The sequence below is a fragment of the Lujinxingia sediminis genome, assembly GCF_004005565.1.
Classification (GTDB): Bacteria; Myxococcota_A; Bradymonadia; order Bradymonadales; family Bradymonadaceae; genus Lujinxingia; species Lujinxingia sediminis.
Genome location: NZ_SADD01000003.1, coordinates 296022 through 321004, shown reverse-complemented (window position 1 = coordinate 321004; position 24983 = coordinate 296022). Strand labels below are relative to the sequence as shown.

The 24983-nt window shown below is 64.3% G+C and carries 24 protein-coding genes; 5 read left to right on the top strand and 19 right to left on the bottom strand.

The features are described from left to right. On the bottom strand, window positions 1-816 hold the full coding sequence (gene uppS / locus EA187_RS09005; RefSeq protein ID WP_127780037.1) for an undecaprenyl pyrophosphate synthase: 816 nt from the start codon (window positions 814-816) through the stop codon (window positions 1-3). 88 nt (window positions 817-904) lie between these two features. After that, window positions 905-2014, bottom strand: coding sequence for a CAF17-like 4Fe-4S cluster assembly/insertion protein YgfZ (gene ygfZ / locus EA187_RS09000; protein WP_127780036.1), 1110 nt, complete (start codon window positions 2012-2014; stop codon window positions 905-907). Window positions 2015-2328: 314 nt separating this feature from the next. Between ygfZ and EA187_RS08995 the strand changes: the two genes are divergently transcribed. The 5 genes from EA187_RS08995 (at window position 2329) to EA187_RS08975 (ending at window position 6115) form a co-directional block, all read left to right on the top strand. Next, the gene (locus EA187_RS08995; RefSeq protein ID WP_164856143.1) at window positions 2329-3354 is read left to right on the top strand and encodes an ArsA family ATPase; all 1026 of its coding nucleotides are present in this window, start codon (window positions 2329-2331) and stop codon (window positions 3352-3354) included. A 52-nt stretch (window positions 3355-3406) separates the two neighbouring features. Then, entirely contained in the window at window positions 3407-4606 is a 1200-nt protein-coding gene (locus EA187_RS08990) for an ArsA family ATPase (RefSeq protein ID WP_115605925.1), read from the top strand. Window positions 4607-4780: 174 nt separating this feature from the next. Continuing rightward, window positions 4781-5110, top strand: coding sequence for a hypothetical protein (locus tag EA187_RS08985; RefSeq protein WP_127780034.1), 330 nt, complete (start codon window positions 4781-4783; stop codon window positions 5108-5110). Between the two features lie 338 nt (window positions 5111-5448). Continuing rightward, window positions 5449-5742, top strand: coding sequence for a DUF2795 domain-containing protein (locus tag EA187_RS08980; RefSeq protein WP_164856142.1), 294 nt, complete (start codon window positions 5449-5451; stop codon window positions 5740-5742). Window positions 5743-5812: 70 nt separating this feature from the next. Further along, window positions 5813-6115, top strand: a complete 303-nt coding sequence (locus tag EA187_RS08975; RefSeq protein WP_115605931.1) for a DUF2795 domain-containing protein — start codon at window positions 5813-5815, stop codon at window positions 6113-6115. 535 nt (window positions 6116-6650) lie between these two features. On the opposite strand, the gene hutH is transcribed toward EA187_RS08975, so the two are convergent. From hutH to EA187_RS08890, 17 genes are all read right to left on the bottom strand, one after another. Then, window positions 6651-8213, bottom strand: a complete 1563-nt coding sequence (gene hutH / locus EA187_RS08970; protein ID WP_127780074.1) for a histidine ammonia-lyase — start codon at window positions 8211-8213, stop codon at window positions 6651-6653. A gap of 19 nt (window positions 8214-8232) precedes the next feature. Further along, complete coding sequence (locus EA187_RS08965) at window positions 8233-8604, bottom strand: DUF423 domain-containing protein (RefSeq protein ID WP_115605935.1); 372 nt, start codon at window positions 8602-8604, stop codon at window positions 8233-8235. Further along, window positions 8604-8969 carry a hypothetical protein gene (locus tag EA187_RS08960; protein WP_127780033.1) on the bottom strand — a complete coding sequence of 122 codons (366 nt, stop codon included), beginning with the start codon at window positions 8967-8969 and terminating at the stop codon, window positions 8604-8606. Before EA187_RS08960 ends, EA187_RS08965 begins: the two co-directional genes overlap by 1 nt. 4 nt (window positions 8970-8973) lie before the next feature. Next, a complete protein-coding gene (locus tag EA187_RS08955) occupies window positions 8974-10353 on the bottom strand; it encodes a dipeptidase (RefSeq protein ID WP_206524229.1) in 1380 nt (459 codons plus the stop codon). 168 nt (window positions 10354-10521) lie between these two features. Beyond that, complete coding sequence (locus EA187_RS08950; protein WP_127780032.1) at window positions 10522-11979, bottom strand: tetratricopeptide repeat protein; 1458 nt, start codon at window positions 11977-11979, stop codon at window positions 10522-10524. Window positions 11980-12204: 225 nt separating this feature from the next. Continuing rightward, window positions 12205-12981, bottom strand: a complete 777-nt coding sequence (locus EA187_RS08945) for a hypothetical protein (protein WP_127780031.1) — start codon at window positions 12979-12981, stop codon at window positions 12205-12207. Window positions 12982-13297: 316 nt separating this feature from the next. Then, window positions 13298-14977 (bottom strand): NAD+ synthase, encoded by a 1680-nt coding sequence (locus EA187_RS08940; RefSeq protein ID WP_127780030.1) that lies wholly within the window; start codon window positions 14975-14977, stop codon window positions 13298-13300. 61 nt (window positions 14978-15038) lie between these two features. Next, window positions 15039-15992 (bottom strand): calcium/sodium antiporter, encoded by a 954-nt coding sequence (locus tag EA187_RS08935; protein WP_164856141.1) that lies wholly within the window; start codon window positions 15990-15992, stop codon window positions 15039-15041. Between the two features lie 235 nt (window positions 15993-16227). After that, window positions 16228-16689 (bottom strand): hypothetical protein, encoded by a 462-nt coding sequence (locus tag EA187_RS08930; protein WP_127780029.1) that lies wholly within the window; start codon window positions 16687-16689, stop codon window positions 16228-16230. Window positions 16690-16884: 195 nt separating this feature from the next. After that, the gene (locus tag EA187_RS08925) at window positions 16885-17358 is read right to left on the bottom strand and encodes a hypothetical protein (protein ID WP_127780028.1); all 474 of its coding nucleotides are present in this window, start codon (window positions 17356-17358) and stop codon (window positions 16885-16887) included. Between the two features lie 491 nt (window positions 17359-17849). Then, window positions 17850-18347, bottom strand: coding sequence for a DUF3015 family protein (locus tag EA187_RS08920; RefSeq protein WP_115605960.1), 498 nt, complete (start codon window positions 18345-18347; stop codon window positions 17850-17852). Window positions 18348-18577: 230 nt separating this feature from the next. Next, window positions 18578-18970, bottom strand: coding sequence for a DUF3015 family protein (locus tag EA187_RS08915; protein ID WP_164856140.1), 393 nt, complete (start codon window positions 18968-18970; stop codon window positions 18578-18580). A 262-nt stretch (window positions 18971-19232) separates the two neighbouring features. Beyond that, window positions 19233-20798, bottom strand: coding sequence for a lysine 5,6-aminomutase subunit alpha (gene kamD, locus EA187_RS08910; protein ID WP_127780026.1), 1566 nt, complete (start codon window positions 20796-20798; stop codon window positions 19233-19235). Between the two features lie 333 nt (window positions 20799-21131). Beyond that, window positions 21132-22037: a cyclic pyranopterin monophosphate synthase MoaC gene (locus EA187_RS08905; protein WP_127780025.1), complete on the bottom strand. Its 906-nt coding sequence runs from the start codon at window positions 22035-22037 to the stop codon at window positions 21132-21134. A 132-nt stretch (window positions 22038-22169) separates the two neighbouring features. Continuing rightward, window positions 22170-22889, bottom strand: a complete 720-nt coding sequence (locus tag EA187_RS08900; RefSeq protein WP_127780024.1) for a molybdenum cofactor biosynthesis protein — start codon at window positions 22887-22889, stop codon at window positions 22170-22172. Window position 22890: 1 nt separating this feature from the next. Continuing rightward, window positions 22891-23892 carry a GTP 3',8-cyclase MoaA gene (moaA, locus tag EA187_RS08895; protein WP_127780023.1) on the bottom strand — a complete coding sequence of 334 codons (1002 nt, stop codon included), beginning with the start codon at window positions 23890-23892 and terminating at the stop codon, window positions 22891-22893. A gap of 109 nt (window positions 23893-24001) precedes the next feature. Beyond that, window positions 24002-24844: a hypothetical protein gene (locus tag EA187_RS08890; protein ID WP_127780022.1), complete on the bottom strand. Its 843-nt coding sequence runs from the start codon at window positions 24842-24844 to the stop codon at window positions 24002-24004. Between the last annotated feature and the right edge of the window lie 139 nt (window positions 24845-24983).

The following is a 24983-nucleotide window of genomic DNA, read 5'->3' as shown; positions in this document are numbered from 1 at the left end:
TCATTCCTCGCTCACGCTGGTATCAGGGCCGTCGGCCCCTTCCGCATCCTCGCCATCGTCCTCGATCTGCGCCCCGGTCTGACCGAAGCGCCGCTGGCGTCGGCTGTAATCCTCAAACGCCTCGATCAACTTCGCCTCATCAAAATCCGGCCAGAGCGTCTCGGTGATGAAGAGCTCGCTGTAGGCGATCTGCCACAACAAAAAGTTCGAGACCCGGCACTCCCCGCTGGTGCGGATCACGAGATCCGGATCGAGGCGTCCCCGGGTGTAGAGGTACCGGCTGATCGTGTCTTCATCGATGGCGTCAACATCGAGCTTTCCGGCGACGGCGTCCCGCGCGATGTTGCGCGCGGCCTGGGTGATCTCTTCGCGTCCGCCGTAGCTCACCGCCACCTGCAGGATCATCCCGGTATTCTCGGCGCTATGCGCCTCCAAGTCCTCGATGGCTTTTTGCAACTTCGGGGAGAGACGCTCACGGTCGCCGATCACCTGCATACGAATGCCGTTCTTCAGCAGGCGCTTGCGCTCTTTTTTGATGTAGAGGTCGAAGAGCGTCATCAGCCCGCTGACCTCATCGCGCGGCCGCCCCCAGTTCTGGGAGCTGAACGCGTAGAGCGTCAGAATCTCCACGCCCAGGTAGCGGCAGCTCTCCACGACCCGTCGCACCGCGTTCGCCCCCTCATGGTGGCCGCGAATACGCGCCATTCCCCGCTGCACGGCCCAGCGCCCGTTGCCGTCCATGATCACGGCCACGTGGCGCGGGACCACTCCATCAAATTGCTTGAGCGTGGCCTCATCGACCGTCAGTTTTGCCATCGCGTCTGCACTCGTAAAAGGTTCGATGTCGTTCGGAACACTCCGCGCTGCGCCCATCCTCAGCGGGCGCAGAATCCCGTGCACGCTACTACGCGCCGGGCAGTGATAAAAGGGCCTCAAGCTCACCCTCGAGCTCACCGATGCGGATGGTCTGCCCCACCTCATACGCCCCACGTTTCATAAAGACCAGCCCCCGGTACAACGCCCCACCCCCATCGCGGGCCACGCTGACAAGCTCACCCTTCTGGGACCACGTGCCATCGATGAGCGCCTCCACCTTCGCTCCGACCTCCGGCGCCCTGCTGGCCTTCAAACGCACCCCGCGCAGCATCTTCGCCGGGGTGCCGCGCGTATCCAGGCGCGCGATGATCTCCTGCCCCAGATAGCAGCCCTTATCGTAGGCGATGGCGTCTTCAAAGCCCGCCTCCAGCGGAATCACCTTCTCGTGCAGCTCCACCCCGAAGCGCGGCACCCCGGCGGTCAGGCGCAGCCGCTCAAAGCCGGCCTCCCCGCACATCGAAAGCCGGCGGCCCACGACCTCTTCCACCGCGGCCATCACCTTGAGCACCTCCGCCGGATCCAGACGCAGCTCATAGGCCTCCTCCGGCGACCAGGGCACCCGCTGCACCACCACGCCGCAGCCGGCGATCTGACCCCAGGTGCCTCCGAACATCGTCAGGCTCCCGGGTGCCATGCGATGCGCCCACGTTCCGCTCTGCCCCAGCACCTGAGCTGCGCCCCGGCCGTAGAGCCCCAGCACAAAGGTCTCGGCGCTTCGATCGTTGAGGGTGACCTTTTCCAGAATAATATGGCGACGCAGGTGACTCATCAGCCCGCCGGCCAGCGTGCCCGGCTCCAGATCCACCAGAAGCATCTCGGGGAAGTGCATAAGACGCGCCTCCCCCACAAAGCGGCCGGTATGGCTGACCCAGGTCGTGCGCTGGCCTCTACCCTCCTCAACCAGCCCCATCAGATCGCTGGTCACAAGGCCCTGCAACCAGGGAATGGCGTCATCGCCCGCAATCGTCAGCGTCTCGCGCGGGCTTCGGGCCACCCAGCCCAACCCCTCTTCGAGCACCGCCTCGACGCCCACCTGATCGTCTGCGCCCTCCTGCCCCACAAAACGAACCCGGCCCGCCTCGCCAACCACCGCGCCCCGCGCCTCAAAATTCGCCTGAATCTGTTGCGATATCGCCATCCTTACGCCTCACGCTCATCGTCATCGTGTTGATATCTCGGCGGACCGAGCCTCCGGCCCCTCCTTGAAAGAATCCTCCATGGCGGGCGCTCGCCGCCTTATAGGTCGGGTGCGGAACAAGCTCCAGCGCCGCTTCGTTCCATCGCCCAGAAGCAAGGGTCAACCGCCCGCTTTGCCTGACGCTCAGGGCCTTGCGGTTGTGGTCGTTCCTGATTAGATTCCGCCTGCCTCGCGGGCCCCATCGCCGGCCGCGCATCGCGCGCTTCTCCGGCCGGGCCCCTCCCAGCTGCTCCCCCCTCCTCGGTGAGCCCGACGTGTCCTCCCCAGACCTCTACAACCGGCGATTCTTCCTCTTCAGCGGCAAAGGCGGCGTGGGCAAGACCACCCTGGCCGCGGCCTTCGCGCTCAGCTGCGCCCGACGCGGCGAACGCACGCTGCTGATGGAGCTCAACGTCAAGGGCAAGATCAGCACCCTCTTCGGTGCCGGTGAAGTCGACCACGAGATCCGCGAGGTCGACGATAACCTCTACGCCGTCAACGTCACCCCGGCGGCGGCGATGCGCGAATACGCGCTGATGATCCTCAAGATCAAGCTCGTCTACCGCGCCGTCTTCGAGAACCGCATCGTCAGCTCCTTTCTCAAAGTCATCCCCGGCCTCAACGAGCTGGTGATGCTGGGCAAGGCCTACTACCACGTCAACGAGACCGACGAGGCCGGCCGCCCGAAATGGGATAAGATCATCGTCGACGCCCCGGCCACCGGCCACGGTATTTTCTTTTTGAAAATCCCCTCGGTGATCACCAGCCTGGTCAAATCCGGCCTGATGTTCGAGGAGGCCCGGCGCATCCTCGATCTTTTGCAGGACCCGGAGCGCACGGCCATCAACCTGGTGACCCTGGCCGAAGACATGCCGGTCAACGAGACCCTGGAGCTGGCCCGGGTGGTCCGCGAAGAGATGGGCGTACCCATCGGCGTGGTGCTGGCCAACGCCGTCTACCGTCCCCTCTTTGACGAGGCTCAGGTCGCCCACCTCAACGAGGCCCACGCCGCCCTGCAGGCCGCCGCCGATGCGGGCGACAAGCATGCCGAGGCCCACCCGGCGTCCGGTTTTCTGGAAGCTGCGCGTTTTCGCAACGCCCGGGTCGCCATGCAGCAGGAGTACCTCGATCTGCTGCGCGAGAAGGCCGACGCGCCCATGGTCGAGGTGCCCTTCTACTTCCACGACCGCATGAGCTTTGCCACGATCGACGAGATCGCCGAGCACCTCTCCCGCGAGCTTCCCGCGCTTGCCAACCCTGCCGAAGACGCCGCCGACCGCTCCTCAAGCTCCGCCGGCTGATTTCCTAGCCGACGTTTGAGCGCTTCTGGCGACCTTTTTAAAGGATTCCTCCATGGCCCGCACCGACGATGAGGCCCAGGCCTCCCGACACTTCGAGCGCGTGATCTCCGAGCGACAGGTCGTCATCTGCGTGGGCTCCGGCGGCGTGGGCAAGACCACCTCCAGCGCCGTCATCGGGCTCAACGCCGCGCTCAGCGGCCGCCGCGTCCTCGTCATGACCATCGACCCCGCCCGCCGCCTGGCCAACTCCTTGGGCATCGAGGCCCTGGGCAGCGAGATGCAGCAGATTCCGCTGGAGCGTTTTAAAGAGCTGGGCCTTGAGCCAAAGGGTGAGCTCTGGGCGATGATGCTCGATATGAAGGATTCCTTCGATCGCCTGGTCCAGCGCCACGCCCCCGACGCCAAAACCCGCGACGCCATCCTCGACAACCGTTTTTACCATTACTTCTCCACCAGCCTGGCCGGCACCCAGGAGTACGCCGCCTCCGAGCGCCTCCATGAGCTCGTCGAGTCGGGTGAGTTTGACCTGATCGTGCTCGACACCCCGCCGACCACCCACGCGCTGGACTTTCTCGAAGCCCCCGAGCGCCTGGTCGACGCCGTGAGCTCCCGCGCCCTGCAGTGGCTCTACAAACCCGGCGTGCTCTCCGGGCGCTCCGGCATGGGGATCGTCTCCCTCGGCACGAACTACGTGATGCGCACCCTGGGCAAATTCACCGGCGGCGAGCTTTTGAGCGACCTGGGCGTTTTCCTCAAAACCTTCTCCTCGCTTTTTGAGGGCTTTGAGGAGCGCGCCCGCGGCGTCATCGACCTGCTCAAAAGCCCGGCCACCGGCTTTGTGGTGGTCACCGCCCCCGACAGCCTCACGGTCGAAGAAGCGCTCTACTTTTACGAAAAGCTCGACCGCGACGCCCTGCACGTCGACGCCTTCATCGTCAACCGCGTGCACCCCCGCTGGGTCAGCGAAGAGGCCCTGGCGCTGCCGCCCGCCGAGCTGGCCACTGCACTCGAAGCGCCCCCGTTGCCCGCGCTCGACGAGGCCCTCGACGCCAGCGCCCTGGCCGCGCTTCTGCTGGAGAACGCCTCCCAGTTCGAGCTCCGCGCCTCCCAGGACGCCTCCAGCATCGCGCTGATGGGCGATCGACTGCCCAAAACGATGCCGATCCTGCAAGTGCCCTACTTCAACCGGGATATTCACTCCCTGGCCGGCCTCAACCAGGCGCGCACCGCTCTTTTTGCGACCTCGGGCTGAGGCAGATTCGCGTCGATACAACCCGGGAGCTCCAAAGCGCGTCCATCGAATCGGGCACCTCGGTTCGGCCTGTGCGGGCTTCCCTTGATTCGCGTTCTTCGCATGCCTTATCAGTTCAGTCCTCCAATGGATGCACATGCAGCGCGAATGCGCCCCCTGCCCCCGAGTCTTGCCATGACCCTCTCGATCCTTCGCCGCCTGAGCGCGGCCCTTCTTTTGACCCTCACCTTGAGCGCCTGCGTCGAAGATAACCACCTATGCGACGCCGAGCCCGCCTGCAACGCCGATCAAAACGTGGTGGAACGCTGCGACGAAGGCGATGACACCTGCCACGAAAACACCCTCTGCGGCTCCACCATCTACTGCCAGGACATCCCCAACGAGTGCGCGGCCCTCCCCCAATGCGAGGCGGACGACGCCGAAGTCGAGAGCTGCCCGACCGACGCCTCCTGCTACGACGTCACCGAATGCGGCGCGACGATCACCTGCGAGCGAGCGGCCTGAGGTTGACCCGCACCTACCTCATCACCGCGCCACCCCGGGGCGATGTCCGACCTTCGGTCGAACATCGCCCTTTTTTTATGCGCCCCATCCACGACCGTGGGTCGCTCTGCGACGCGACCGTGGGTCGCTCTGCGACGCGACCGTGGGTCGCTCTGCGACGCGACCGTGGGTCGCTCTGCAGGTCGTTGTGCAGGTCGCTCTGCAGGTCGCTCTGCAGGTCGCTCTGCAGAGCAGCGTTTTTGAGAAGGTCGGCCCCCATCGTTTCGTGTCGGGCCGGTCGTGCGCAGGTTTCTGGCATGGATCCACCCTCTTCCCCCACCCTCGCCAGGAGGCTTTCCATGCACTACGCCGACCGCCCCGTCACTCGCCTCAGCCGCGACGAGATCGACGCGCTCATCGCCCGGGTCGACTACCCCATCTACACCGAAGATATCTTGAGCCAGTTCCGCAACGAGGGCGCCTCCGAGCACACCCTCAAAGCACTGAGCGATCTGCCGGAACACACCTTCCAGAACCCCGATGAACTCAAAAAGGCGCTCCTGGGCTACAAATTCGACCCGGAGAACGAGCCGCATAGCTCGACCTCGATCTTCAAAGGCAGCAGCAGTCTCCCCAACAAGACCGCTCATTAAGAACCATCGGCTGGCATGATGCGCCCCCTTCGTCGGAAACGCCCTCTCCCGAACCCCGCTCTGGAGACCCATGATGGAACGCCTGACCAACGACCCCGCCACCAATCGCCTCCTCAACGAGGTCACCGAATACATCGCCGACGTGGAGTACCCCGCCCACACCGGAGAGCTCCTCGATAAGGCGCGTAAAGCCGGCGCTCCCCAACGTGTCATCGACACCCTGGGGCTTCTGCCCGATCGCACCTTCCAGACCTACGACGACCTCGTCGCCCTGGTCGTCGACCCCGAAAGCGCCCCGGCGTCATCCGATGAAGATCCTCGTGGCTTCAGCGCGCTGGGCCGCGCCCTGCTCCCCGACGAATTTTATCAATAATGGTCGTTCAAGGGGGCCTGGTGGGGGCTGGCAAGGAGGTCGGAGCGGCGAGGACGCCCACTCAGACCCCTTACCTCCACTTCTGTTCACGACAGAACACCCACTCAGACCCCTTAGCTGTGCTTCTGTTCGCAACAGAAGGGCTACTCAGGCCCCTTACCTCCACTTCTGTTCGCAACAGAAGGGCTACTCAGGCCCCTTACCTCCACTTCTGTTCACGACAGAACACCCACTCAGACCCCTTAGCTGCGCTTCTGTTCGCAACAGAACACCCACTCAGACCCCTTACCTCCACTTCTGTTCGCAACAGAAGGGCTACTCAGACCCCTTACCTCCACTTTTACTCGGGTAAATCGACGACTCGGCCTCCTTACCTCCTCTTTTACTCAGGTAAATCGACGACTCAGACCCCTTAGCTGCACCTCAGGCGACCCAGAACAGCCACTCAGGCGCAGATTCTCAGCATAAAAAAAGGACGACGCACGACCCACGGTCGCGCATCGCCCTTCGTCGTCTCCGCACTGGCCGAGCCCGCTTACTCCGCGAGGATGGCTTCGTGGTCGGTCTCGTAATCGGCCAGACAGTCGGCGGGAATGCCGCGTCGGATGAGCTCGGTGGCGTTGTTGATGTCGGTGTAGAGCACGCGGTCTTCGCTCATAAAGCTGACCTTCTGGCGCAGGCTCTCCAGCGCTTTTCCGGTGCGCTTTCCGAGCTGGTAGCCCTCGCGCAGGTCGAGGGCCTGGCCGGCGATCAGATACTCGATGGCCAGCACGCGCTCCACGTTGGTCATGATGCGGTAGGCGTGGAGGCCGGCGTGCATGCCCATCGACACGTGGTCTTCCATGTTGGCGCTGGTGGGAATGGAGTCGACGCTGGCCGGGTGGCTCTGGCTCTTATTCTCGGAGACGAGCGCGGCGGCGACGTACTGCGGGATCATCATCCCGGAGTTCAGCCCGGGCTCGTTGACCAGAAAGGCCGGAAGCCCCTCGGAGAAGTATTTGTCGGTGAGCTTGGCGCTGCGTCGCTCCGAGATGGAGCCGATCTCGGCGATGGCGAGCTTGAGGTAATCGAGCGCCATGGCCACGGGCTGGCCGTGGAAGTTACCGCCGGAGAGGATCGCGCCGTCCTGGAAGGCGTCGGGCACAAAGACCAGCGGGTTGTCGGTGACGGCGTTGGCCTCGGTCATCAGCACATTGATGACGTGGTGGAGCACGTCGCGGCAGGCGCCGTGGACCTGGGGCATGCAGCGCAGGCAGTACGAATCCTGCACATACTCGACCTTGCCCTCGACGGTGCCCGGAGAGGCACCGGCAAGCTCGCTGCCTTCGACCATGTAGCGCACGTGGCCTGCGCTGAGCATCTGGCCGGGACGGCGGCGAATGGCGTGAATGCGCGGATCGAGCGCCTCCATGCGGCCGCCGACGGCCTCCAGGCTCATCGCGCCGATGGCGTCGGCGCAGTCCAGAAGGGGGCGAAGGGAGAGGGCGACGACCACGCCCAGCGCCGTCATCGCCTGGGTGCCGTTAAGGAGCGCCAGGCCTTCTTTGTAGGTCAGGCGCACCGGCTCCAGCCCGGCGCGGCTCATGCCTTCTTCGGCGGTGTAGGTCACCCCTTCGATTTGCACCTCGCCAAGGCCGATCATCGGCAGGCACATATGGGCCAGGGGGCAGAGGTCACCGCTGGCGCCCACGCTCCCGAGCTCCGGGACGATGGGGTGCACGCCGCGGTTGAGCATCTCGATGAGCAGGTTCAGCGTGGAGGTGCGGATCCCGGAGTTTCCCTGAGCCAGGGCGTTGATGCGCAGAAGCATCATCGCGCGCACCACATCGACGTCGAGGGCAGGGCCCACGCCGCAGGCGTGGCTCATGATCAGGTTTTCCTGAAGGCGCTCGGCGTCCTGGGGGCGAATCACCCGGTCGCGGTTGGCGCCAAAGCCGGTGGTCACCCCGTAGACCGCCTGACCGCTCTCGGCCATCTGGCGCACAAAGGCGGCGGCCTCATCAATGCGTGTGATCGCATCGGGGGCAAGTTCCACCGGTTTTCGGTGGTAGACGACATCTTCGATATCTTCGAGGTTCAGCAGACGCTGACCCAACATCACGGCATCAACCACGGGATCAACTCCCCAGTTTAAGAGCTGCGAGCATGCAGCAGAACCATCCAACAATCATCGCGGTGCCGCCGATGGGCGTGATCGCCCCCAGCCAGCGCGCGCCGGTAAAGACCATCAGGTACAACGAGCCGCTGAACACCAGGATCCCGGCGGTAAAGCACCACCCGGCGGTGATCGCCGCGGTGGACTGGGTCTGACTCACAAGCCAGGCCGCCGCAAAAAGCGCCAGGGCGTGCACAATCTGGTAATGGGCCGCCGTCTGCCAGATCTCCAGCATGCGGGCATCGACCTTATCGGCCAGCGCGTGCGCGCCAAACGCCCCGGTGACCACGGCGAGCATGCCAAAAAGGCTGCCCAGAATCGCAAAGATTTTCATTACTCCTCCTTCCTCTCACGCCCCGTACTCTCAAGGGCAGGGGACTCGCCGGGCACAGCGTCCGGGCGCTCCTCTTGCGTGTGTGGTGCGCGCTCGATGAGCTCGTCGAGCATCAGCTGAGCCTTGCGGGCGGCGCGCTGTCGCTCGGAGTTCGGGTGCAAGAAGATGCGTTCATCGGCCACCCGGCGCACATCATCGGCCCGCACGCGGCCGCGGAGCTCGGCGTGACGACGGGCCACATCGGGATCGACCTCCTGCGCCCGCTCACACCCCGGCGCTCCGAGCAACGCCCACGCCATCAAAAGCAGAGCGTTCCCTCGAAGGCGCAGGAGTGTGACCGGCTTCGTCGAAAGAGTCGACCTCATCGCATCATTCCGCCGGCTGAGCGGCTTCTTCCAAAAGGTAGGCGCTGGCGCGCACGCCGGCATAGAAGTTCTCCACGTCGAACTTCTCGTCGGGGCTGTGCAGGCGGTCATCCGAGAGGCCCAGACCCATCAGCACGGTCGGCACGCCCAGAATCTCCGAGAAGGTCGCGACCACCGGAATGGAACCTCCACCGCGGGTGAACACCGCCTCGGTGCCCCAGACCCGGCTCAGGGCGCGCAGGGCGGCCTGCACCGTGGGTGCATCGCGCTCGGTGAGTACCGGTTTACCCCCGTGGTGCGGGCTCACACTCACGCGCAGCGCCGGATCGACGAGCTCCCGCACAAAGTCTTCGGCCAGCTGGGCGATGCGGTCCGGGTCCTGGCCCGGCACAAGGCGGCAGCTGAACTTGGCATGAGCTTTGGAGGGCAGCACCGTCTTGGCACCCACGCCCGTAAAGCCGCCCCAGATGCCGTTGCAATCCAGCGTGGGCCGGGCCCAGATACGCTCCAGCGTGGTGTAGCCGGCCTCACCCCTGAGCCCGGCCGCGCCCGATTCTTCCAAAAACCCGGCCTCGTCGAAGGGAAGGGCGGCAAAATCGGCGCGCTCCTCCTCGGTGAGCGCGATCACATCGTCATAAAAACCCGGGATGGCCACGCGACCCTGCGCGTCATGGAGGTTTGCGATGATGCGCGCAAGCTCATTGATCGGGTTGGGAATCGCCCCGCCAAAAAGACCGGAGTGCAGGTCGTGATCGGGGCCCTCGACCGTCATCTCCAGGTACGCCAGGCCGCGCAGCCCGTAGGTGATCGAGGGTTTTCCGGCTGCAAACATCGAGGAGTCGCTGATCACCACCGCGTCACACGAAAGGCGCTCCTGGTTGGCCTCAATCCAGTGGTCGAGGTTGACGCTTCCGACCTCTTCTTCGCCCTCGATCAGCAGTTTGATGTTCACCGGCAGATCGCCCACGCTCGAGAGCCAGGCCTCCAGCCCTTTGATATGGCAGAAGAGCTGGCCCTTATCGTCGGTGGCGCCGCGGGCAAAGATCTTGCCGTCGCGCACCTGCGGCTCAAAGGGGGGCGTCGTCCACAGCTCCAGGGGATCGGGGGGCTGCACGTCGTAGTGACCGTAGATCAGGATCGTGGGCGCATCGTCCCGGGTCAGATGCTCGGCGTAGACGATGGGGTGGCCCGGAGTCTCGTGCAGCTCCACGGTGTTAAGCCCGATGCCTTTGAGGTGCGCGATCAGCCACTCGGCGCAGCGACGCACGTCAGCGGCGTTCTCCGGGTCGGTGGAGATGCTGGGGATGCGCAGAAACTCAAAGAGCTCATCGAGAAAACGCTGCTGATTTTTTTCGAAAAAGGCATCAATCGCGACGGTGCTCAAAAGGCCTCCATTTTTTTCAATCAGGGGGGGAGAGTGCGATCCTCGCGTGGGTACGTATCGTGCGCGCCAGGACCCACATCGGGGTGTTGATACGACGCGCTTTCGCCCTCGAGGGGTTTGGTCGGAGGCCCCGAAGTCAAAACGTTTCGGGGCCTTAATGTCGGGCTCTTAGTACCGCAGCGCGGTCCGGGGGGGCAAGGGCAGGGCGCGCACCCATGGGTCAGCAGCGTGCCGGTCAGCAGCGTGCCGGTCAGCAGCGTGCCGGTCAGCAACGTGCCGGTCAGCCTCGTGGAGGGCCACGGCGGGAGGGGAGGCCTCCCGCGCCGCATCGCGCGCTTTTGCCAGCGCGTGGCGCACATGCTCGCTGGCAAAGGCCGGGATGTTAAAGAGCTCCTCTTCCAGCGAGCCCCCGGCCAGCACGATCTGCTCGGCGCGGCGGTGCACCATCGGGTCGTCGAGCAGGGCGCGCATCCGCTCCAGGTGCAGGGCGGTGGCGTCGATCCAGGCCGCCGCATCCGGCGACTGCACGATGCGCCGCGCCAGCCCTAAGTTGCGCTCGTACACGCTGAGTGCGCGCTCCATCACCACGCGGATCGTCTCGCGCAGCTCCTCAAAATAGAGCGTGATCTGCTCCTCGCTGAGCCCGTCGGGGATCTCCGCGGAGAAGATATCCAGATAAAAATTCTGGTAGAGCCGGCCGATCTTATAGCCGGCGGCCACCGACCAGTAGGGGTGGTGCTGGCGCAGGGCGCGCAGGTAGTTGGCCTGGGCGCTCTGGTGAAGGTCGGCCTTGGTGTTGAGATCGTCGGTCATGCGCTCGGTGGGGAGCACGAGTTTGACCTGATCCATACGCCCGTGAAAGCTCTCTCCCAGCCCGAAGTAGGCCTGCACGATGAAGTGGCTGTTCTCCAGGAGCTTCTCATCGCCCGGGGCACGTTGGTTCCGATCCACCGCCGCCTGGAAGGCGTCCTCGGCCTCGGCCCACTGCTCAAGTTCCAGAAGGGCGTTGCCGCGACGCACGTGCGCCTCGACCGTATCGAAATGACTTAAATCCCGCAGCCCCAGGCCGAGCATGATCTCGACGACCTCCTCATAGCGGCCGGCCTCATGCAGCGACTTACCCAGACGGAAGCTCGCGTTGATCGACTCTTCGCTCTCCGGGAAGTCGTCGAGGATGCGGCGGTAGAGCAGGGCGGCGTCCTCCCATTGCTCCAGATGCTCCAGGGCCAGCCCGGCGTTGTAGAGCGAGGGCAGAATGAAACGACTTTCTTCAAAATAGTCGATGATGATGCGGTAGTTCTCCAGCGCGTCTTCGTAGCGCCGGGCCTGGAAGTCGAGGTACGCGTTCTCAAACACCTCCTGGGAGTCGAGGGATTCGGTATCGACGAGCTCCCCGTCGCGCACGCGAATCAGCGTCGGATCGGCCTCAAAGGTGCTCGTCGGCGTCTGAACGCCGACCTCATCTGTGCGGGTGGCCCCGGTGGTGCAGGCCGAGCCCATCGAGACACCGGCGGCCACCAGCAGAAGGAGCGTCACGCGGCGCAGACCAGACTCGCCGGCATGGCCTACACAGCTTCCGTGGTTTAAGGGCGATCGAAAGAAAAGAAGGGCAGGGCGTCGACGCACGAGGTCTCTCCGATCGTTCAAAAGGGAAGTGCTCAGGGTTCTGGTCAGCCACCGGGCTCATCCGTTGTAACGAGGCCAACCCGGGGCCATAGTCCCACAGGTGTTCGGGCGATCGCAATGAAGGGGGGTGTAACAAGCCGTGATCCCCATCACTCCCCCTGGATGTTCTCATCGAAACGACGGGCCTCAGCCGGGTTCATCCGGCGAGTGTGTGGGTCATAAGGATCAGTCGCGTTCGTCTGGAAGGTTCGGGGTGTCGCGGTCGACCTCCGGGTGAGCTTCGCCGAGGTCGTCGACGAGGGTGGGGCGATCTTTGCTGCGTCCGAAGGGAAAGTTTAAAAGCTCCCCGCCTTCCTTCGATGGTTCGCCGGTCTTCGCCCCATCATTGGCCTCCTCATCTGCGGTATTAAGTGGCGAGACGGGCATCAACCAGCGGATAGCTTTGAGGGGAATCTCCAGAATGTCGCCACGTTCATCGCGCAGGCGAAGCGCGCTCTGCAGATCACCGGCGCTCGCGTCGATGAGTGCTAGCGGGGTGGCGCGGTGGCGATACCAGCGGTGCTCCTCGGCGTCGTAGCGCTCCAGTTCCAGCCCCTGGCCCTCGTTGAGCGCGCGGCGCGCGACCTGCAGGCGGCTCTCAATATCGCTGGAGAGCATCAGGTCGAGCTCGGGATGTTGGGGGGAGGGGGGCTCCGGGAGGGTTTCGGCCTCATGAAGCCAGAGCAAGGCGCGTTCGGCCTCGGCTTCGCAGTGGTTGACAACCTCCTCGGGTAACGCGCGGCTTACGCGTTTCAAGAGGGCGCCGGCGGCCCCGGCCCGCACCCTCGTGCCCCCGCGAAGCGCCAGCGCTTCGATGAGTCGCCCCCCCACATAGGCCGCGCTCAACAGATCCATCGTCGTCAGCAACGCCTGCCCCTCCGGCTCAACCCGCTCCGGATAAAAGGGCTGCTGCGCATCGGGCCGTGGTGCCAGATGTCTCAGATACCGCCGCCAGCTCTCCATAAAACGCTCCACAGGTGGTGTTTCACGTGAAAACGCATCGTACCTACGCCTTAAGCTACCCTTGACGCCGTGTCTGCTGCGCGGAGCGCATCTCGGGCTCCAGAGCATCGCCTTTGCGTCTCTCGCCATGCCCTTGCCGCTCGCAACGTCTCACATCCCGACATCACCATCGGCTCAGGGCGTCGGAACCCCCGGGCGAACCTAAACATCTGCCGGCCCCCTTCACCTTCGACCCGCGTAAAGTCATGATCGCGCGGGCCACCTCGACCCCGGTGACGCATCCTTTTCCCCTCCCCACCGCACCCGACCGGCCCGCTCAGCCGTGGCTGGCCGCCAGCGGATAGCGCCAGCCCGAGCCAAAGGCCTTCGCCGTGACCTTGAGCACCGGGGGGCATTGCCAGCGCTTGTATTCATTGCGCTGAATCAGACCGACCACCCGCTCCACATCCCGACGCTCAAAACCCGCCTCGATGATGCCCGCGATGCTCTGCCGATCTTCGACATAACGATCCACAATGGCGTCGAGCACCGGATAGGGCGGCAGGCTGTCCTCATCGCGCTGATCGGGACGAAGCTCCGCAGACGGTGCCTTCTCGATGATGCTGCGCGGCACCACCTCGTAGCCCGCCAGGCGGTTGTACTCCTCGGCCAGGGCGTAGACCTGCATCTTGGGCACATCCCCGATCACCGCGAGCGCCCCGCACATATCGCCATAAAGGGTCGAGTATCCCACGGCCAGCTCGCTCTTATTGCCGCACGAGAGCACGAGCTTGCCGAACTTATTGCTCAGGCCCATCAGGTACACCCCGCGGATGCGCGCCTGGAGGTTCTCTTCGGTCACGTCAAAGTCGCGGCCTTTAAAATGCGGGGTGAGCACATCGAGAAAACTAGAATAGGGCTGCTCGATGCCGATCTCATCGAACTCAATGCCCAGGTTGTTGGCCAGGGTGCGCGCGTCATCGCGGCTATGGCGCGAGGAGTAGCGCGAGGGCATCGCCACCGCATGCACGTTCTCCGGGCCCAGCGCATCGGCGGCGATCACGGCGGTCACCGCCGAGTCGATGCCCCCTGAGAGCCCCAGCAGCACCTGCTTAAAGCCCGACTTTCGCACGTAGTCACGGGTGCCCAGCACCAACGCCGCGCGCAGCTCCCCGATGGCATCGCGCACCGAGGCCGAGCCCCCCGCAGGCCCCACGACCTCCCCGCAGGGGTTGACCTCCACGATCTCGCAGGCCGAGCTAAAGTCCGAGAGGCGGTGGGCGATGCGACCCTCGGCATCGATGGCCACCGATGCCCCCTCAAAGATCAGCTCATCGGTGGCACCGACCTGGTTCACAAAGATCAGCGGGCGTTTGTGACGGGAGGCGTGCTCGGCCAGCATCGCCTCCCGCATCGCGCGCTTGCCGCGGGCGAAGGGGCTGGCCGAGATGTTGATCAGCACCTGCGCCCCGTTGACCACCAGCGCCCCCACCGGATCGCCCGCATAGCGCGGCTGCTCCCGGTGCTCGACCCGGGCCCAGGCGTCTTCGCAGATGCTCACCCCCAGGCGCACCCCCTTAAACGTGAAGATCGGTGCCTGGCCGCCCGGCTCAAAATAACGCGCCTCATCAAAGACGTCGTACTCGGGCAGCAGTTGTTTGAAGACGCGTTCTTTGACCCGTCCCCCCACACAAAACGCCGCGGCGTTGACCAGGCGTCGACCTTTCGGATGAGGGTTGCGATCGGCGTAGCCGACGATCAACGCAAAATCGTCGTCGCTCAACTTCGCCAGCGCTTCCAGGGTCTTGAGCTGCGCGTCGATGAACGCGTCATGATGAAGCAGGTCGCGGGGCGGATAGCCCGTGAGCGCCAGCTCCGAGGTCACCAGCAGATCGGCGCCGGCAGCGCGCGCGCGCTCCACCTCGTCACGAATACGCGCGACGTTGCGGTCGAGATCCCCGACCTTAAAGTTGAGCTGAGCCAGCGCGATACGAAGCGAGGAGGGAGTCTGGATCATAGAGAATCGCGGGGGAAGAGGGGGGGCCGCGCACTCATGGGGCGCGGCCTTAAAAAGGAGGTCAGCGCATGAACATCGACACGAGATACGCCACGTAACCGACGACCATCACGATGCCTTCCCAGCGCTTAAGGCTATGGCCCGTGCGCAGAAGCGGCCACAGAAGCACGCTGATGCCGGCCATCACCCACAGGTCAATGCTCAGGGCGTCTTCGCCCACCACAATCGTACCAAAGCAGGCGACGACACCCATCACAAAGAGCAGGTTGAAGACGTTGGAGCCCACCACATTGCCCACCGAGATGTCGGCCTCACCGCGGAAGGCCGCCACCACCGAGGTGGCCAGTTCCGGGAGGCTCGTGCCAATCGCCACAATCGAGAGGGCGATGACAAGCTCGGAGATTCCCATCGTCATGGCGATGGTCGTGGCACCATCGACCATCCACTTCGCCCCCAGCGCCAGCCCCACGATACCGCCGACCATCAGGAGCACATCGACGATGGCTTTGCGCTGGTTGGGATCGATCTCGCTGAGCTCATCGCCGACAATCGCTTCCATACGTTTCATATCGCGGCGCGCCCCGACGAACATGTAGGCGATGTAGCCGGCCATGGCCGTGAGCAGGATGATGCCGTCGATACGCGTGAGGCTGCCGTCGAGCGAAAGCCCGATAAAGAGCCCGGTGGCCGCCAGCATAATCGGGAGCTCGTGGGTGACCACCCGACTCTCGATCTTCAGCGGACTGATCGTGGCCGCCAAACCCAGAATCAGCATGATGTTGGCGATGTTGGATCCGACGACGTTCCCCAGGTTGACGTCATCACTGCCGATAAGGCCCACCAGAAGCTCCGGTGCGCTGGTGCCAAAGGACACCACCGTCAGCCCCACAATCAGCGGTGTGATGCCCAGGCGAATCGCCAGAGAACTCGCCCCGCCGACAAGCGCCTCCGCGCCAAAATAGAGGAGCACCAGGCCAGCGATGACCATGCCAGCGGCCAGTAAAATCGGATCCATAAAGTCTAACTCCCAACAACAAGAAGGTTCGGGGCGACGCGCTGCTCGCCAGGCCAGGACGACAGCGACCATGCAGCCAGAGCGCCATGTGCGTCGTCAGCCGGCACCGTCATCGCAACACAGGCGACTGCCGGTGGGGGCCGCGCGCGCCGAGACGCTCGCCAGCCCTCGGCGTACAAAAAAGGGTCAACCTACTTAAATTGTCAGGGGTTGCAAGGCATAGCCGGACGCTGGCTCAGCGATTTCCACCCTGGGGAGTGTCCGGCTCGGTGGGAGGAGTCGGTTCTGGCTCGATGGGAGGAGCAGGCACCGGCTCGGTGGGAGGAGCCGGTTCTGGCTCGATGGGAGGAGCGGGCTCCACAGGAGTCGGCGCGGGCTCCACAGGAGTCGGCGCGGGCTCCACAGGAGTCGGCGCGGGCTCAACGGGAGTCGGCTCAGGCTCGACAGGAGTCGGCTCCGACGCTTTCGGGGATTCGACCGCCGGCGAGGCCGCCGCCTCGTCCTCTCGGGCCCGGGCCTTGAATTCCCGCTCCAGCTCTTTGACGCGTCGCGTCTTCCAGAGGTCCACCATCGCCTTCACACCTTCGCCCACGAAGGTGGAGACAGCCTTCTTGAGGGCGTCTTCGCCGATCTCTTTCCAGAGGTTTTTGCCGGTATCACCGGCAATCTCGGCCGCTACTTTCAACACATCGCGCATGGAGAGACTCGGGGCTGGGTCAGGCGTCATCGTCGCATATCCCGACCCGGGCGATCAGGGGCGACGCACCACGTTAAAGGTGGGGGCTCATCGCAATGCAGGCAAACGCCTGCTGCACAGGCTTCCCGATGCCATAACGCGTCTGGCGGGCACAACACTCCGACGGGCACCCGCTGCTCCGGCACCCGGAGACGCTCAGGCGCCGTGCTGCGGAAGATGCTCGGCCAACACAGAGTGCTCGGCCATCGCCCCGAAGACATGGGCCGCGAAGGCATGCGCGCGCCCCCGGGAGGCGGCCTCATCGGCCGGCGGCGCGCACAGGGGAGAGAGCTGATGGCGAGCCTCAAAAAGAAGCTGCGCGAAGGCCTCATGCCCCTCGGCCGGCACCCCGAAGAGCGCCGCCAGGTCGGCGGTGGCCTCACCGCCCCCCAGATGCACATCCCGCTGCACCAGCGCGGCGTTATCGTCGAGGTACACATCGAGCGCAGCGCTGGTGTCGTTGACCAGGGTAACCGTCAGAATCACCGCCCCAACCACCACCGCCGTGGTCGTCGTCGAGGTCGAGAGCGAGAAGATGTCATTATAAAAGGGTGTGCCGTTGGTCGGCTCGGACTGCGCAAAGCCCGGGGAGGCTACGAGCAAGGCCGCCGCCATCACACAGAGACCCATCCTCCAGCATCGAAGCCTCGGGGACGGACGCACACCACATCTGGGAGAATTGGATCGAAACCGGTGCCACTGCATACCTGCGATCTCCACGACATCACCCGCCAGGCGGGTAAAACCAAGTGTTTCGACAACCCGTTGACGCTAACCGAGCAGCGCGGCACCACGCAAGCAGCGAGGCCATACCAGCGCTACGCAGGGGATAATCAGCCCCCCTGCACCCGATGTACCCGGGTAAATCGACAACTCGGCCTTCTCCCGCATGATAAAAAGCCCGAGCGCATCCAGGGCGAAGTCCAGCAAGGAGCAAGGAGGAGCGTGTAGCAGCGCTACCGCGACGACGAAGCGACGCAGCTGGCTTCGTCCTGGGGCGCTCGGCCTGGGGCGCTCGGCCTGGGGCGCTCGACACCAGGCACAAAAAAACCGGGCCCACACCCGAGCCCGGTCTTTTTAAGTTATCTCCCGGTCAGCTCAACGCCGCCGGATGATGGCAATCACACTTCGCCGTTGATGCGCGGCAGGTGCTGCGCGAACTGAGGCTTCTCCATCAGCGCGTCGTAGATGACGCGCACGAAGGTGCCGGCACGCTCGGCGGTGAGCGTATCAACGTCGGTCAGGGGAAGAAGCTCATCGCGATTCTCGGTGAGCACCTGCGCGAACTCGGCGTGCTGCTCGGCGGGCACATTGAAGACCTTCGCCAGCTCGGCGGTCGTCTCACCACCGCCCATATGCAGGTCGTGCTGCAGGGCGACGTTGTTTTCTTCGATGTACGACTCCATCTCCGAGGAGGAGCGAAGGAGCAGCACCACCACGAGCACCGTCAAACCGATGGGAATCGTAAAGATCGAAACATAGGTGGAGGTCACCGAGGTGACGGCAAGACCGGCGGCGGCCTCGTCATCGGCGCTCGACTGGGCAAAGGCGGGGGTCGAAAACGCAAACGTAAGAGCAACGATCAACGCACCAATAAGACTACGCGAATGCAACGACATAAAAATCTCCGATCAAAAGAGATCAACGAAAACCACGGGTGGCCACAACGGATTTTGAAGAGCCCGAGATGTACCCCGGATCAGGGGGGAAGGTCCAGTGATTTTCGAAGTGCGCCTTCGACCGGGCGATGTCCCACACTCATCACGTGTCCGGACCCAAAAAAAGCCGGGCCCGAAGGCCCGGTTTTCATTGATCTTTCGGTCGGCTCAACGCCGCCGGATGATGGCGATCACACGTCTCCGTTGATGCGCGGCAGGTGCTGCGCAAACTCGGGCTCTTCCATGAGCGCGTCGTAGATGACGCGCACGAAGGTGCCGGCGCGCTCGGCGCTGAGCGCATCCACGTCGGTCAGGGGAAGGAGCGCGTCGCGCTTCTCGCTGAGCACCCGGGCAAACCCGGCGTGCTGCTCAGCCGGCACGTTGAAGATGGTCGCCAGCTCGGCCGTCGTCTCGCCGCCGCCCATATGCAGGTCGTGCTGCAGGGCGACGTTATTCTCTTTGATGTACGACTCCATCTCCGAGGAGGAGCGCAGCACGAGCACGGCAACCAGTACGGTCAGACCGACGGGGACCGTGATGAGCATCGCGTAGCTGGATAGGGTGAGTGAAAAGGCCTGGGCCATGTCCACTTCATCCGAGGCATGGGATTCCTGCTGTGCATACACCGGCGCTGCGAAAGCAATCTGTAAAGCGACGAGCAGCGTCACCACAAAACAACGAGAAAACATCATGATCCCTGTATTCTTAGGACGCCACACGCCACCGTTGACGCCATGTCTGCGGCATCGAGAGCCCCCGGAGGCGTCACCCTTACCTCACGGCGTTATCATCAAAAACGTCCACATCATTCTTTCGGTTCATCGCCGGCGTTCGTCGTAGCGAACATCAGGTTGCGAGGTCCAGTGAGCCTCGCAGCGCGTCTTCGACCGGGTTGAAATAGTCGGGTGCGCGGCGCAGCACGCCGCCCAGGCCCTTGCCGCCGTCGACCGGACGGAAGACGTCGGCGAAGGTGCCGGCGGCCAGGGTGTCGAACATCCCCTTATCGCGCACGTCTTCCAAAAGCTGGCAGGCCTCCGCGAGTACCTGCTGAGCGCGGCCCTGGATGATGCCGCCCGACTTAAACTCGATCTCCTCGCCAAGCTGGCGGGTGTTGTTCATGACATAATGGGCGTTTTCGATGGCGAGGTAACGATCGCCCATATGAGGGGTATGCATCGCCTCGGTCATCATGCCCAGAAGTTGAATGCCCTGGCCGGTCCAGCCGCCGATGAGGTTGAAGAGGGCGTCCTGGATATGACCGCGAAAAATGTTGCCGGTCATGTACTTGGTCGGCGGCATGTATTTAAGCGGCGCCTCGGGGAAGAGCTCGCGGGCGAGCTGGGCCTGGGCGAGCTCAAAGAGAAAGCCGTTTTCGATGGTGGGGTCCATTTCCATGGCGTGGCCCAGTCCCATCTGTGCGGGGGGAAGGCCGCTGCGCAGGGCAAATTGCTCGTTGATGAACTGGCTGGCAGTCACCGTATGAGCGGCCTCCACGGCGTCGGCGGTGGTCAGGTAATTATCTTCGCCGGTGTTGATCACGATGCCGGCCGCCGAGTTGATCATGCGGCTGAAATACTGGTCGACGAAGGTGCGCTGGGGGTTGATGTCGCGAAAAAGGATGCCGTAGAGGGCGTCGTTGAGCATCATGTCCAGGCGCTCAATCGCGCCCATCGCAGCGATCTCGGGCATGCACAACCCGCTGCAATAATTGCAGAGGTGAATATACCTCCCGAGCTCCTCGCCGACCTCATCCAGGGCCTCACGCATGATCTTGAAGTTGGCCTGCGTGGCGAAGGTGCCGCCAAAGCCCTCGGTGGTGGGGCCGTAAGGCACAAAGTCGAGGAGGCTCTGTCCGGTGGAGCGGATCACCGCGATGATGTCAGCGCCCTGGCGGGCGGCGGTGCGGGCCTGGACGGCGTCTTCGTAGATATTGCCGGTGGCCACGATCACGTAGTGCAGGGGGGCGGGGCGTTTTTCAAAACGCTCCAGAAAGCCGTCGCGCTCGGCGCGGCGAGTGGCGATGCGGGCCATGGCCTCGTCGGCCAGCTCCCGGCCAAGCTCTTGAATCCGGGCCTCATCGATCAGGGGAAGGTCACTCAGGTCCAGATCCCCCTCCGCGATGGCTTCACTGACGGTCTGGGCATCGCGGCCGGTGTGAATCATCGCCCGGACGATATGACGGGTGATGCCCTCAGCGAGCAGGCCGGCCTCCAGGGCGTGGTCAACGACGACGTTGGGCAGGGGCACATCGTCCTCGTCGACCCCGTCGACGCCGAGCAGGCGCAGGGTGGTGCGCTCGACCGCCACGGTGGTGCGCTCGCGGATGAAGGTGTCCATCGTATCGGCGATATCGCTGGCGGCCTGGCGCGCGCGGTCGATGATATGGGGATCGAGATCGAGTTTGGAGGCCATAACGTGTACCCGAAGCGAGGAGGCAGGAGAGGGGTGAAGTAGGAAAGAGCGGGGCTCAAATGCGTTCAGGAGACCGGTTTACCCCGAGCGTGGCCGGGGGAGCAAGATCGGCAACCCGCGTTTGAATGCAGGTTTTTTGAGCGCTGCCCGACGAAGGCATGACGCTCTAAAATACCCTTAGACCTCAGCGACTTAGACCGGCCCCAAATGGCGTGTTCCACGTGAAACAGCGCCGGGGAGCGCGCCCAAAAGGGCCGGTATTTTGCCCGTTTCATGGCGTTTGAAGGAGGCCAGGGGGCCGGGAGAAGGGCCATCGCGGCCCGATGGACCCTTTTAAGGAGCGGGGCGCACCGCTTCGAGCAGGCCGGTGAGTATGGCGTCGCAGCTCTGCGCGGCGCCGGCCGAAGAGCCGGGAAGGGTCACCAGAAGCGTGTGCCCGGCCTGACCGGCCACACCGCGGGAGATGAGCGCGCGCGGGGTGCGGGCCTGACCGTGGGCGCGGGCGGCCTCCATCATACCGGGGATGGGGCGTTGAATGCGGGACTGAACCACCTCGACGGTGCGGGCGTAGGGCTCAAGGCCCGTTCCCCCCACCGTGATGATCAGATCGAGCTCGCGGGCCAGCAGATCGTCGAGGGTCGCTTCGATCGGCCCCGGATCGTTGCCCAGCAGAATGTAGTCGAGAATATCGACGCCCTCCCGCTTGAGCAGACGGTCACGCACGATGCGCCCGGCTTTATCGTCTTTGAAGCCCTGCACAACCGCGTCACAGGTCACCACGATGGCGGCGCGCACGCTGACCGGAGCGCGGAAGTCGCTCTTTCCGCCGCGTTTTTCGACAAGTTTGATGTCGGTCACGCTGATGAGCCCGGTATCGGCCGAGGCGTGGGGTTTGAGCATGTCGTAGAGATTCATCGCCGCGACGCTGGCCGCGTAGAGCGCCTCCATCTCCACGCCGGTCTGGCCGACGGTGGTGGCGGTGACCTCCAGGTAGATGCCCTCGGGCAGATAGTCGAAATGCACATCGCAGGCCGTGATCGGCAGCGGGTGGCAGAAAGGAAGCGCCTCCCAGGTGCGTTTGACGGCCATAATCCCCGCCACGCGCGAGGCTTCAATGGCGTCTCCCTTATCGGTCTTACGCCCGTGAGCCGTGGCCTGAAGAATCGCCGGGTCGATGCGCAGCATCGCCGAGGCACGCGCAAAACGCTCGCTGGTGGGTTTATGCGTGATGTCTTTCATTCGCTGATTCTCAATCAAAAGTCGCTGGCGATCCGCCCGGGCGCCTGTGTCAGGTGGCGAGCCTCAGGAGCTCAGCCCCGGGCAAACGATCGGGGGGCAAACGATCGGGGGGCAAAGATGGCGAGAAAGGTCTTACTCCTTCGCTTCCGGCTGAAGAGGAGTGCCGTCGAGGTAGCGTTCGGTGCCGTCATCGTAATGCTCCAGCTTCCAGATGGGGGTCTTGAGCTTGAGGGTGTCGATGGCGTAGCGGGCCCCCTCGAAGGCCGCGTCGCGGTGGGCGGCGCGGCAGATCACAAGCACCGAGGCCTGGCCAACCTCGACGCGGCCGGTGCGATGCTGGATGCGGCAGCGCAACACCTCAAAACGCTCAAGCACCTCGGCTTCCAGCTCGCGCAACACGCGGGCGGCAATCGCCGGGTGGGCCTCGTAGGTGATGGCGGTGACACCCCGGCGGCCCTCGTGGTGGTTGCGCACATCACCGCTGAAGACGACGAGGCCGCCGCCGGCCGGATCCTCGCACTCGGCCAGAAGGGCGCTCATATCGAGCGGGGTCTCGGAGAGCCAGCGTGAGGGATCTGCGGGGCGGTCGGTGCCCCCGCTTACCGGAGGAAGGAGATCGAGGGTGGCGTCGTCATAGAGAGGCGTCGAGGTCGAGACGATGGCGTCGTCCAGCGCCACCGCCACCCGCGAGAGCATCGAAGCCAGGGAGGGAAACTCCTGCTCGATGGCCGAGAGGGCGTCGGCGACACACACCTCCCCATCTTCATCGAGCTCCGGCGCAACCTGAATGAAACCATCGCGGCAGCCGGCGCGGGCGGCCAGCCCGGCAAAGAATCGCACGTGGATCTTCATCTCAACCTCCCAGCGCCGACATGCCCGCGGCGGTCACGTGGCCCTTGCGCCACTGATGGCCGGCGGGTTTCTGAAAGACCGCGCGCTCAAAAATCGCCCGCAACGCCTCACGATCGCGCCTACGGGTGGCCTCTTTGAGTTCATGCTGGTCATCGACGGCCAGGCACGCCCGGAGCTCCCCGGTCGACGTCAATCGAAGTCGCGCGCAGGTGTCGCAGTAGGGGTTGGAGATAGGGGTGATAAAGCCCAGGCGGCCCTGCGCGCCCGGGGCGCGGTAGTAGCGCGCCGGGCCATTGCCCACCCTGGCCACATCGGGCACCACGCCGCGCGTGGCCATCAGCTCGGCGATGAGCTCGCTGAGGTTCACAAAACGGCCCGCTTTTGCGTGCAGCGCGCCTTCCCCAATCGGCATGATCTCCATAAAACGCACATCGACCGGGTGGGTGCGGGTGAGCTCAATCCAGCGGTCGAGCTCATCGTCGTTGATGCCGGCCAGAAGCAGGGTGTTGACGCGCACCGGCGCAAAGCCGCTCTCAAGCGCGGCCTCCAGCCCGGCCCAGGCCTTCTCGAAGGTGCCGTTGCGGGTGATCTCGCGAAAACGCTGCGGATCGAGCGAATCCAGGCTGATGTTCACCCGGTCGAGACCGGCGGCCTTGAGCTCGGCGGCCTTGCGCTCGAGCAGGAGCCCGTTGGTGGTCAGCGCCACATCGGCCACCGCCGTCTCCCCCTTTAACATCCTCACCAACTCGGGGAGATCGCGGCGCAACAAAGGCTCGCCGCCGGTGAGTCGAATCTTATCGACGCCCAGCTCGCAGGCCACGCCCACCACAAAGGTGATGTCTTCAAAGGTGAGCAGCTCGGAGCGCGGCGCGCAGGGAAGCCCCTCGGCCGGCATGCAGTAGGAGCAGCGAAGGTTGCAGCGATCGGTGACCGAGACGCGCAACGAACGGTGCGCGCGTCCAAAACGGTCGATGAGCTGCGATGAAGGAAGGGATGAGGTCATGGGCCGACTGCCTGCAAGAGAAACCCGAAGTCGGCGCTCAGTGTAGTGTGGCGAGGGGCGCTGTCCAGTCGTCTGAAGGGCGCGCCGCCGATGTCGGGCTCACATAACCCTAAAAGAGGTCGCCATCATCCGTATCAAGCAACTTCAGGTCGTCTTCGGGGGCGTTTTTGCGCTTCGCCTCGGCGTCTTTTTTGCCTTCGGCGGGCACCCGAAACTCCCCGGAACGATCCCATTCGCCACGCACCGGAAAGCCGGATTTCTCATCAAAAAAGTCGCCCTTCATCGGGCTCGTGCTGCGGGAGTGAAGCGCACCGGAGACGGGCATCCGACCGGCCTGAGCCGGTGAGGCCGCCTCGATCTTTCGTCCCTCGGGGGTGAGGGTGACGAACCTTCCGGCCTGGTTCTCCAGCACAATCGCCAGGCTGACGGCCAGCTCGGTGAGCTCTTCGAGGATCGTCTCATCGCTGAGCGGACCGCGGCGCTTGAGGCGCAGGGTGGCGTCGCGCACCTCCATAGAGTTGGCAAAGGCGGCGGCCTCATCCCAGGCTTTGCGAAGCTCCGGGGCCTGCAGAAGCTCATGGGCCTGCGAGGGCCCCTCGGCCTGCAGGGTGGCGATGGTGGGAGCCTCCTGAGCGTCGGGCTCGCTGACCAGGGTCAGCGTTTTATGCAGCGCTGTGACGAGATCGACCTCGGCCACAAGCTCATAACCCTCGCTCAAAGGGTCGCCCGTGCCCGTGAGCATCAGCGGACAGGCGCGGTGAGAACCCACCAGCCGCTCCACATGGCCGGCCGTCGGGGAGTCGTGTTTGAGGTTGAATTTCTCGGCGATCGCTCGCCAGTACGATTTCGTCTTCATAAGTTCCTGCATGCGCGAGATGTTCTGAAGCACCACAAAGAACGCGGCGATTCCGAAGCCAACAATCACCACGACAACCAGCAGCTCGAAGTTCATAGCGACCTCATCACCATCAGCACTGAAATGTTTATCGGAACCACGTCGCCCCGCAGCCCTGCTCGGGGCCCCTACACAGGAACACAGCGCATGAATCGTGCCGGGAGTCGACGGGCGCCCAAGCTACCAGCGCCCGGGC

What these genes read in the sequence shown, in the direction of transcription:
- uppS (WP_127780037.1), bottom strand. Translation starts at nt 816, where the DNA reads ATGGCAAAACTGACGGTCGATGAGGCCACGCTCAAGCAATTTGATGGA.
- ygfZ (WP_127780036.1), bottom strand. Translation starts at nt 2,014, where the DNA reads ATGGCGATATCGCAACAGATTCAGGCGAATTTTGAGGCGCGGGGCGCG.
- EA187_RS08990 (WP_115605925.1), top strand. Translation starts at nt 3,407, where the DNA reads ATGGCCCGCACCGACGATGAGGCCCAGGCCTCCCGACACTTCGAGCGC.
- EA187_RS08985 (WP_127780034.1), top strand. Translation starts at nt 4,781, where the DNA reads ATGACCCTCTCGATCCTTCGCCGCCTGAGCGCGGCCCTTCTTTTGACC.
- EA187_RS08980 (WP_164856142.1), top strand. Translation starts at nt 5,449, where the DNA reads ATGCACTACGCCGACCGCCCCGTCACTCGCCTCAGCCGCGACGAGATC.
- EA187_RS08975 (WP_115605931.1), top strand. Translation starts at nt 5,813, where the DNA reads ATGATGGAACGCCTGACCAACGACCCCGCCACCAATCGCCTCCTCAAC.
- hutH (WP_127780074.1), bottom strand. Translation starts at nt 8,213, where the DNA reads ATGTTGGGTCAGCGTCTGCTGAACCTCGAAGATATCGAAGATGTCGTC.
- EA187_RS08965 (WP_115605935.1), bottom strand. Translation starts at nt 8,604, where the DNA reads ATGAAAATCTTTGCGATTCTGGGCAGCCTTTTTGGCATGCTCGCCGTG.
- EA187_RS08960 (WP_127780033.1), bottom strand. Translation starts at nt 8,969, where the DNA reads ATGAGGTCGACTCTTTCGACGAAGCCGGTCACACTCCTGCGCCTTCGA.
- EA187_RS08945 (WP_127780031.1), bottom strand. Translation starts at nt 12,981, where the DNA reads ATGGAGAGCTGGCGGCGGTATCTGAGACATCTGGCACCACGGCCCGAT.
- EA187_RS08940 (WP_127780030.1), bottom strand. Translation starts at nt 14,977, where the DNA reads ATGATCCAGACTCCCTCCTCGCTTCGTATCGCGCTGGCTCAGCTCAAC.
- EA187_RS08935 (WP_164856141.1), bottom strand. Translation starts at nt 15,992, where the DNA reads ATGGATCCGATTTTACTGGCCGCTGGCATGGTCATCGCTGGCCTGGTG.
- EA187_RS08930 (WP_127780029.1), bottom strand. Translation starts at nt 16,689, where the DNA reads ATGCGCGATGTGTTGAAAGTAGCGGCCGAGATTGCCGGTGATACCGGC.
- EA187_RS08925 (WP_127780028.1), bottom strand. Translation starts at nt 17,358, where the DNA reads ATGGGTCTCTGTGTGATGGCGGCGGCCTTGCTCGTAGCCTCCCCGGGC.
- EA187_RS08920 (WP_115605960.1), bottom strand. Translation starts at nt 18,347, where the DNA reads ATGTCGTTGCATTCGCGTAGTCTTATTGGTGCGTTGATCGTTGCTCTT.
- EA187_RS08915 (WP_164856140.1), bottom strand. Translation starts at nt 18,970, where the DNA reads ATGGCCCAGGCCTTTTCACTCACCCTATCCAGCTACGCGATGCTCATC.
- kamD (WP_127780026.1), bottom strand. Translation starts at nt 20,798, where the DNA reads ATGGCCTCCAAACTCGATCTCGATCCCCATATCATCGACCGCGCGCGC.
- EA187_RS08905 (WP_127780025.1), bottom strand. Translation starts at nt 22,037, where the DNA reads ATGAAAGACATCACGCATAAACCCACCAGCGAGCGTTTTGCGCGTGCC.
- EA187_RS08900 (WP_127780024.1), bottom strand. Translation starts at nt 22,889, where the DNA reads ATGAAGATCCACGTGCGATTCTTTGCCGGGCTGGCCGCCCGCGCCGGC.
- moaA (WP_127780023.1), bottom strand. Translation starts at nt 23,892, where the DNA reads ATGACCTCATCCCTTCCTTCATCGCAGCTCATCGACCGTTTTGGACGC.
- EA187_RS08890 (WP_127780022.1), bottom strand. Translation starts at nt 24,844, where the DNA reads ATGAACTTCGAGCTGCTGGTTGTCGTGGTGATTGTTGGCTTCGGAATC.